At 43.9% G+C, this 8214-nt stretch carries 7 protein-coding genes; 1 reads left to right on the top strand and 6 read right to left on the bottom strand.

Features of this window, described 5'->3' with window-relative positions; translation table 11 throughout:
• Window positions 1–287: 287 nt before the first annotated feature.
• From G519_RS46475 to G519_RS46470, 6 genes are read right to left on the bottom strand one after another with little or no spacing between them, the layout of a single operon-like run.
• A complete protein-coding gene (locus G519_RS46475) occupies window positions 288–2528 on the bottom strand; it encodes a dihydroxy-acid dehydratase domain-containing protein (RefSeq protein ID WP_051254048.1) in 2241 nt (746 codons plus the stop codon).
• 20 nt (window positions 2529–2548) lie between these two features.
• Window positions 2549–3796, bottom strand: a complete 1248-nt coding sequence (locus G519_RS0136960; RefSeq protein ID WP_029198841.1) for a nickel pincer cofactor-dependent isomerase, group 22 — start codon at window positions 3794–3796, stop codon at window positions 2549–2551.
• A gap of 23 nt (window positions 3797–3819) precedes the next feature.
• Window positions 3820–4914, bottom strand: a complete 1095-nt coding sequence (locus tag G519_RS0136955) for a TRAP transporter substrate-binding protein (protein WP_029198840.1) — start codon at window positions 4912–4914, stop codon at window positions 3820–3822.
• A 17-nt stretch (window positions 4915–4931) separates the two neighbouring features.
• Complete coding sequence (locus G519_RS0136950) at window positions 4932–5960, bottom strand: C-terminal binding protein (RefSeq protein ID WP_029198839.1); 1029 nt, start codon at window positions 5958–5960, stop codon at window positions 4932–4934.
• Between the two features lie 15 nt (window positions 5961–5975).
• Complete coding sequence (locus tag G519_RS0136945; protein WP_029198838.1) at window positions 5976–7256, bottom strand: TRAP transporter large permease subunit; 1281 nt, start codon at window positions 7254–7256, stop codon at window positions 5976–5978.
• Between the two features lie 15 nt (window positions 7257–7271).
• Entirely contained in the window at window positions 7272–7811 is a 540-nt protein-coding gene (locus tag G519_RS46470) for a TRAP transporter small permease (RefSeq protein WP_036635331.1), read from the bottom strand.
• Between the two features lie 152 nt (window positions 7812–7963).
• Here G519_RS46470 and G519_RS46465 point away from each other — a divergent pair.
• Window positions 7964–8214, top strand: a 251-nt coding sequence (locus G519_RS46465; protein ID WP_036635328.1) for a transposase, incomplete at its 3' end; no start/stop codon positions are given.

Raw genomic sequence — 8214 nt, 5'->3', positions numbered from 1 at the left:
TACTCTGGGCGTTACTGGACATGGAAATTGTGCAGTTCCTGTATTTACAGAGAGCCATTCATCCAAACACTAAAGAATATCCAACGCTTGCCTAGATTTGGATGACGGTTAGAGTCATCCAGCCGAAATTTCAAAAGTAGTATTCTGGCGCAACGGGCAAGTATGCCCATTTCCAAGCAATTATTATGAATACCACTCGTTTACTTAGAAAACCGTACAAGAGAACCATTCTGTTGTATCTCTTAAATTTCAGATGTGTATGATGTTGCATGAGTAATTTCTTTGTTTTACCAATTCTTCCAATCGGCCAAAGGCTCCATGAATATTTCAGGTTTACTTATTTGTACCGTTTTATATATTACATCTGTTTTATAATCATGGACAGCTTCCTCACAGACAACGATTGGAACTACGCCATGAGCAGCATCTGTATGTCCTGCCAAACGGTTGCTTGCCGCCACCTGACGGCTGCGTAGTCGAATCATTTGAAGTCTTGATTCGGCGAGTTCTTGTCTTTCCATTTTAACTTTATCAAATTGGTATACGAGTGTTCCCGCCTGAAAGGCCGTTTCATCTAAAAATTGAATTTCTCGATCACGCAAGTTGAGATAAAGAATGTCTCCTGTTTGCAAATAGAGAATTCCTCCCCCTTCTCTTGCTTCCGGTGTCATATGGCCAATCGCGGCTCCATAGGTTACCCCTGAATATCGGCCATCGCTGAGTAGGGTGGCTAGACGTTTCAGTTTGCGATTGGCGTTAATATGCTGCATCGGGGTAAACATTTCAGGCATTCCAAAGGCAACTGGGCCTTGACCGGAAACAACCACCGATATTTTCAGCGTATCCTTCTCCACCAAATGATCGAATAATGCTTCATACTCTGCATCTTTCCAATCATCGAATTCGGCTGGGGAATTACGCTTAAGAACCGCCAACAGATTTTCATACTTAAAACTTCTCTCTTCTTTCAGCCGTTCTAACAAGTGAGAATCTAACAAATTGCGATTGGCTTCCTCTTCATTTTCGTAATACAAAACGAAGGCCACTTTTTTATCAAACTCATCTAATTGTTTAGTCGTCATCCCGCTGATTTTGACAACCGCACTTTCAAAGAAATTACCGGTTATCACATCAACTCCGCTAAAAGACCGCCGAGGCTTAGAGAGAATGACAGGATTTTCTGTCACATGATCGGCCGATAAGTGGCTTGGATCAACGAGTCGCTCACGCCAAGTTGTGCCGGTAACCGTAGGGGCATCGACATCCATCGGAACGCCATTATGGATCAACTCATAAAATAAGGTTTCCATCCCTCTGCTCTTACTGTCGCAGCACTGCATCGCGAGTGCGAAGATGTCCCGTCCTTCCGTTAAGCTGTAATTAAACAAATCTGGAACCGGATGCTCACGATGAATTTGATCCAGATCCCATAAACTGAATTTAAAACCTCCATACAACATGCCTGCTACAATATGCATCATTAAGTTGGTGGAGCCACCAGACGCACTATGAATTCGAATCGCATTTTTGATATTAGCCGCCATTATATTCGCTGCGCCAAATACCGGATTATTGATCATAACTTTTAAACTATCGAGGGCTTGGTTTACCTGCTCTTGATTGGGAGGAGCCGTTAATAGCTCTAAAGCCGGATGCACCAAGCCCATTCCCGCTACGAGATGGCGTGAACTGTTCCCTGTGCCATTAAAGGCACAGACCCCGCCTTTGTCATCACACGTAGCAACAGCTAGTCTTTTTTCAAAGTCTTTATGCGCTTCCTTCGTGATTAATCCTCTTTCTGAAGCTCTTTCCAGCACACCTTGAAATGCTGTGTTAGAAGAGCATTGCAAAATATAGGCCATTGCATCCCGCAAATCGTTGGCGATATCGGTATCACTTTGCTGCTCTGCTTGATTAGCCACTTCTTCCAGCTCAGCGAATAGGGCCGCAGGAATGGTTCCACCCTGCAGTACATGAGCCGGAGCAAATGTAGCAAAAAAGGGCGCTTCTCCACGGTATTGACGAATGCGGTCCAAATGGGCCACAGCACTGACAACCCCAAGTGGCTGTTTATCGCAGCCCTGTAGCACGAAAGCCCCATGATAACTATGGGCTTCTATCTGATTGACCACCATTTCGGCTACCGCGTTGCGGCTTTGCAAGGAATAGCTCATTCCTTGATTGCTTTGGGCCGTTCCGTCACACATGACAGGTGTGGAGAAATAGAACGGGACTCCTCCATTCTGCCAAATCCGAATGGCCGCCCGGGCAGAGGTTTGAAAATCCATAATATGAGCAGGATGATCGGACGATCCCCCAATAATTGCAATCCGCGGAGCATTTTCTTCCAATCGATTATAAATTTCTTCTAGTGACCAATCCGGTGCGGGACCATCGTAACTAGAACCTAGAATTTGTTTGGAACGATCAAGCAGACCTGCCACACAAATCGGTTCATTAGCTTTTCCCTGCACATTGTCCCGATACGGATTAATCCTGCTCTCCATCGCTGGATACCTAGATGACATCTCTCATTCTCCTCCCTAGATCAAAAAACCAACAATTCCGGTTTCGACAGGATCTCAATATCCTCTCTCTCCATCGCCTCTGGCAGCAAGCTTTCCGAAATCCAAATTTCCTTTATGTGAAGCGTATTGTGGATTTGCACAAGCCTCACCTTATCTAATTCCAAGCAATTACATGTTTTAATCGCAGCCTTGACAGCCAACTCCTCTGTTTCGAGGACCATCGGGACTTTGACAACATGAACCACCGTGCTTGTCAGAGCATTAGCATAGCCTTTTTCCCATTCAATGGCCTCAAATGTTTTTCTTGTTGTCATATCCGCCAAACCCAATCCATTTGCATTTCCATGGGTTTTATCTGTTAAACCAAGTGCAACAATCCGGGAAACTTCCGGACCGCCGCTTGCATAAGGCGTGGCATAGCGCCCCGTAATATTGGGGTCCATCCCATCACCCGAAATATCTTTGCCGATTTCGTCTACAACCAGCACATCAATAGGATCAAATAATATCCTTGGCATCAGAGCCTTGGCTTCCAGTAACAGTTGAGGTTCAACTTCCTCTAGCTTTTCTCCGGGTACAGCTACAATTTTTGATGGTCTATCATAGGCATTTTCTATAGTCCCCAGTCCAAAAATAATAGGTACCTTCGAGAGGACCGCCTTTGCCATCTCCAAGACATGTTCAGCCATGTATTTAAAACTATACGCATGGGCGGCATCTGCACCCTTCTGTTTTCCCAGACCAATTGTGATCATTTTCATCAGCCCGCTTTCTACCGGTCCCCGAAAGGCCGTATGCGGCTTAATTCGATTTATTACGATAACTCTATCCGCTTCAAAGGCATGTTTATCGGTGTAAATAGGAAGGCCATTTGGCAACCTTCCTATTTCTACAACGTCCATACTGGAAAAAATTGGAGCACCTATAAATTCTTCGGTCACTCCCAGCTGTTCCAATACTTCCCTCTGACCCTCCGCCGTTGCCCCGCCATGACTGCCCATAGCCGGAACAATGAATGGATAACCGCCTACAGATTTTACCGCTTTGACCATTTCCCTTACCAAAATCGGAATATCGGCCACACCACGGCTTCCTACGGCAATTGCAACCCGGTCACCCACTGAAATTCGGCATAAAACATCCACATCCTGGATCGCCTGATGAACAGCACCTGCCACATCCTGTATTTCCGGTGCATGGAACTTCTGTTGAATTTTGACCATACGAGGTATTGGAATGTCCTGAAGCAATTGTTCAATGATTTTCATTGATGGCCCTCCAACTTCAACTTCTACTTCTTCCGTAATTTTTCTACTTCATCGTACATTTCCTTAACCAAGTCCTCACCAAATTCTTTGGCGAATTTATCTGTAACAGGCTTAATAATCTTTTGCATTTTCGCAGCATCCTCAGGAGTAACTTCATTTACATTCATGCCTGAAGCCTTTAAGGTTTCCACTGCCTTCTTATTCACGTCCCTAATCAATTCACGTTGATATTTCCCTGCCTCTACAGCTGCCTCCTTCATAATCTTCTGTTCTTCAGGAGATAGCTGATCCCAGTATTTCTTACTCATAAGGAATACAAATGGAGTATATACGTGTTTGGTCAAGCTTAAATATTTTTGCACTTCATTGAATTTACTAGATTGAATCGTAGCCAGCGGGTTTTCTTGACCGTCTACTGTTTTGCTTTCTAATGCAGTAAAGACTTCGGAGAACGCCATGGGTGTTGGATTGGCACCTAAAGCTTTAAACGCCTCAAGATGTACCTTGTTCTGCATAGTACGAATTTTCAATCCCTGGAAATCTTCTGCCTTGGCTACAGCATGTTTGCTGTTAGTCAAGTTACGGAATCCATTCTCCCAATAAGCTAACCCGACTAGCTTCTGGGCAGGTAATTTATCCAGCAATTTTTGGCCAAGAGGTCCATCTAAGACGGCGTCTGCTTCTTTCTCGTTGTTAAAGACAAACGGAAAGTCGAAGATCCCGTATTCCTTGATCATCCCTACTAAAGGAGAGGTAGAGGGGATGGTAATTTCTTGTGTGCCCCCTTGCAGCGCTTGAGTCATTTTCAGATCATCACCTAAGGTCGCTGCAAAGAAAGGTTGAACCTTAATTTTCCCGCCACTACTTTTATCTACCAATTCAACAAACTTTTTCAAACCCAGTGCCTCTGGATGATCTTCATTTAGACCAATGCCCGCTTTCAGTGTGCGTTCTTTAATCCCGTTAGAAGTAGGTGTTGGAGATGTAGATGTAGATGCAGGCTGAGACGGGGCTGGAGCACTGTTTTTTTGTCCCCCGTTAGCACCTGCACAACCGGCTAGTAAAAGCAAACTGGGAATAACAAGACCTACCGTTACATTTTTAATCCATTTTTTCATTGGAATCCCCCTAAGTTTTATTTAACAAGTGCAGCATATCTATTCTTTGGTTGATTATCTTTAAGCTGCACTTTGTTTTTCACTTGTTTGTTTACCAAATATTTAGGATACTCTCCGTGCAACAACACATCCACAACCCCCATCGCTGCCTTGGAACGCATCTCTACAGCGGATTCTTCTGAATACCATGCAACATGGGGGGTGAGAATCACATTTTCCATAGAAAGCAACGGATGGTCCGAACCTATTGGCTCTTCCTCCAACACATCCAGGGCAGCGCCTGCAATACTTCCCTTCGATAAAGCTTCGATTAAAGCTGCCTCATCTATAACAGGTCCTCGGGAGGTATTGATAATGAGTGCGTCTCTTTTCATCTGTTCAAATTGGCCTCTGCTAATCATTCCTTGCGTTGATTTGGTAAGCGGGGCGTGAACAGAAATGATGTCCGCCTGTTGGCATAATTCATCTAAAGTTACAAGCTTCACGCCCTTTTCCTCGGCCACCTCTTCCGTAACGTAGGGATCATAAGCGATCACTTGCAATCCTAAGGGTTTTACCTTTTCAGCCAATGATTGTGGAATCATACCGAAACCTACCAGACCAAGAACCCGCCCTCTCAAACGATAAATGGGCTTAGTTAGGTTGAAATCCCATTTGCCGCTTTTCACATATTGATTCGCCAGAGTCACTTTACGAGTCCAACTAAGCAATAGAGCGAGAGCATGATCCGCAACTTCATCCTTGCAATAATCCGGCACATTGGCAACACAAATTCCTTTTTCTGCAGCAGCTTCAAGATCAATCGTATTTACCCCTACTCCGTAACGTGTAATGACCTTGCAGTTTTCTAACGCCGCAATCACTTTAGCACTGATCGGAGCATACTGGTTGATAAGAGCATCCGCACTACGGCATGCATCTATTACCTCCTCCTCTGTACGGCACTGGGCAGGAATGAACTCTATTTTATCGTGGTGTAGTACCTCTTTCTCATAACTTAAATCTTCGTATTCCCAATCGGTAACGACTACCTTCCATTTCTTCATGGCTTAATACCTCCTCTACTTTATCAACCAATGAACCGGAACTGTAACAAGTGCGGGGAATAGAATGAGCACTATAAGTAACAACGTTTCTATAATTAAAAATGGCATGACTCCTTTCATAATGTCATCCATCCCGATTTTGGCAACACCGCAGGCTACGTTGAGAACGGTCCCAACGGGTGGCGTTAATAGCCCGATACAATTATTAAGAATAAAGAGCACCCCGAAATAAACGGGATCAATACCTGCCCCGATAACTAAGGGCATTAATACAGGTGTAAGAATGAGAATGGTCGGTGTCAAGTCCATTGCCGTTCCGACGATAAAGACTAAAATATTAATCATAAATAATAGAAGGATTTGATTATCAAGGAATGGTGTCAGCAAAGTAGTGACTTGAGCTGGAATATTCGCTACCGTAATCAACCAGGCGGAAACCATGGCTGCAGCTGCTAACAGCATGACAACACTGGTTGTTTTTGCTGCTGATACTAACAGTTTGTAAAGATGTTGAAACTTCAGCTCACGATAAATAACGATCCCTACGAAGAAAGCATAGAAGGCAGCAACCACGGCCGCTTCTGTTGGAGTGAAGATTCCCCCGCGCAGCCCACCTATGATAATGGCAGGTAGGATGAGCGCCCATATCGCTTGTTTACCGGCTGCGAACACTTCCTTTGCGGATTTGCGCGGTTGCACTTCTACTTTATCTTTGCGTACAACCCACGCCCAACATAATGCCAAAGATACCCCAAGCAGCAGGCCAGGAATAATCCCTGCCATAAACAGCTTCGTAATGGAAACTCCACTCGTCACCCCAAAAATGATCATCGGAATACTTGGTGGAATTATTGGGGCAATGATTCCACCTGCGGCGATCAATCCGGCCGATCGATTGCGATCATATCCCGCTCTTACCATCATCGGAATTAAGATAGCTCCAAGTGCTGCCGTATCAGCTACAGCGGATCCGGAAAGTCCGGCAAAGATAACGCTTGCAATAATCGCTACATAACCCAATCCACCGCGAATATGACCCACTAGTGACATTGCAAATGCGATAATACGCTTGGAAATCCCCCCTGCGTTCATCAACTCCCCTGCAAGGATAAAAAACGGGATCGCCATAAGAGGGAAGTTATCTGCACCATCCAAAAGATTGGAAGCGAGAATTTGAGTGTCAAAGTTACCTAATACAAACATTAAGCAAATGCCGCTTAATAATAGAGCAAAAGCAATCGGGACACCAAGAGCCATAGTCCCTAGCAGAGACCCAACGAAAACCGCCAACGCCATGAACTGTCACCTCCTTTAATTTGCTTTTCTAGTTGGTTCAAACTCTAGTAATTCCTCAGAATCAGTTGTAAGAATAAGATCATCTGCATTTGTTTTCGTAAACAGGACCTTGTATAACTTGAATAATACGATAATGGCCATACCTATACCCATTACAAGGATGATCCCCGAAACATAGTAGAGCGGTAGCCCGGTTGCAGGTGCTGTACTGTCCATGTTGATCTGAGTTAATGCCCAACCGCCATCAGTAACTAACCATAATGCATAAAGAATTAATAAATTACTAATCACATACACGATCTTTTTCCCACGAGCTGGAAGCTTTTTAATGAGCATATCGACGCCCAGATGTTCATTATCTTTTAACGCAGGAATGGCTCCTAAAAAGATCATCCAGATAAAAAAATAGCGAGACATTTCTTCAGACCAGGTAATCCCTGAATTGAATGCATAGCGTAACACCACATTCCCAAAAACAAGAATGGACATGGATAATAGTGAGAAAGCAATTAAACCATTCAAGACACGATCAACGAATTTAGATGCCCCTTCCATATAGATCCCCCTTTTCACAATTTATCCTCGGCCCTGTAAAAGGCATTGAAAGCTATTATTTAATTTGATTATCCAGTTAGCTCAGGAATGTCTTTAAATACGAACTAATGTTTGGTATAATGAAATCAAACATATGTTCGGGAGTGATTTTTATGGCAAAGCAAGAATCGATGAATCTTATTCAATTTCAAAAGAAGTTTCAAACCGAGGAAGCTTGCCATCAGCATTTGTTCAAGATGAAGTGGCCTGAGGGATATCACTGTCCAAAATGTCAGCACCAGAAGGCTTACGAAATTAAGACTCGTAATTTACCTCTTTACGAGTGTACGAATTGCCAACACCAAACAACCGTGATCACCGGAACGATTTTCGAAAAGACAAGAACGGATTTGGTCAAATGGTT

Source organism: Paenibacillus alginolyticus DSM 5050 = NBRC 15375 (genome assembly GCF_000422905.1).
In the GTDB taxonomy this organism is placed as follows: domain Bacteria; phylum Bacillota; class Bacilli; order Paenibacillales; family NBRC-103111; genus Paenibacillus_E; species Paenibacillus_E alginolyticus.
This window is presented reverse-complemented; position numbering and strand designations above follow the sequence as displayed.

Excerpts from the sequence above, each read along its gene's own strand:
- G519_RS0136960 (WP_029198841.1), bottom strand. The coding sequence starts at position 3,796 with ATGAAAATCATTGAACAATTGCTTCAGGACATTCCAATACCTCGTATG.
- G519_RS0136945 (WP_029198838.1), bottom strand. The coding sequence starts at position 7,256 with ATGGCGTTGGCGGTTTTCGTTGGGTCTCTGCTAGGGACTATGGCTCTT.
- G519_RS0136950 (WP_029198839.1), bottom strand. The coding sequence starts at position 5,960 with ATGAAGAAATGGAAGGTAGTCGTTACCGATTGGGAATACGAAGATTTA.
- G519_RS46475 (WP_051254048.1), bottom strand. The coding sequence starts at position 2,528 with ATGTCATCTAGGTATCCAGCGATGGAGAGCAGGATTAATCCGTATCGG.
- G519_RS0136955 (WP_029198840.1), bottom strand. The coding sequence starts at position 4,914 with ATGAAAAAATGGATTAAAAATGTAACGGTAGGTCTTGTTATTCCCAGT.
- G519_RS46470 (WP_036635331.1), bottom strand. The coding sequence starts at position 7,811 with ATGGAAGGGGCATCTAAATTCGTTGATCGTGTCTTGAATGGTTTAATT.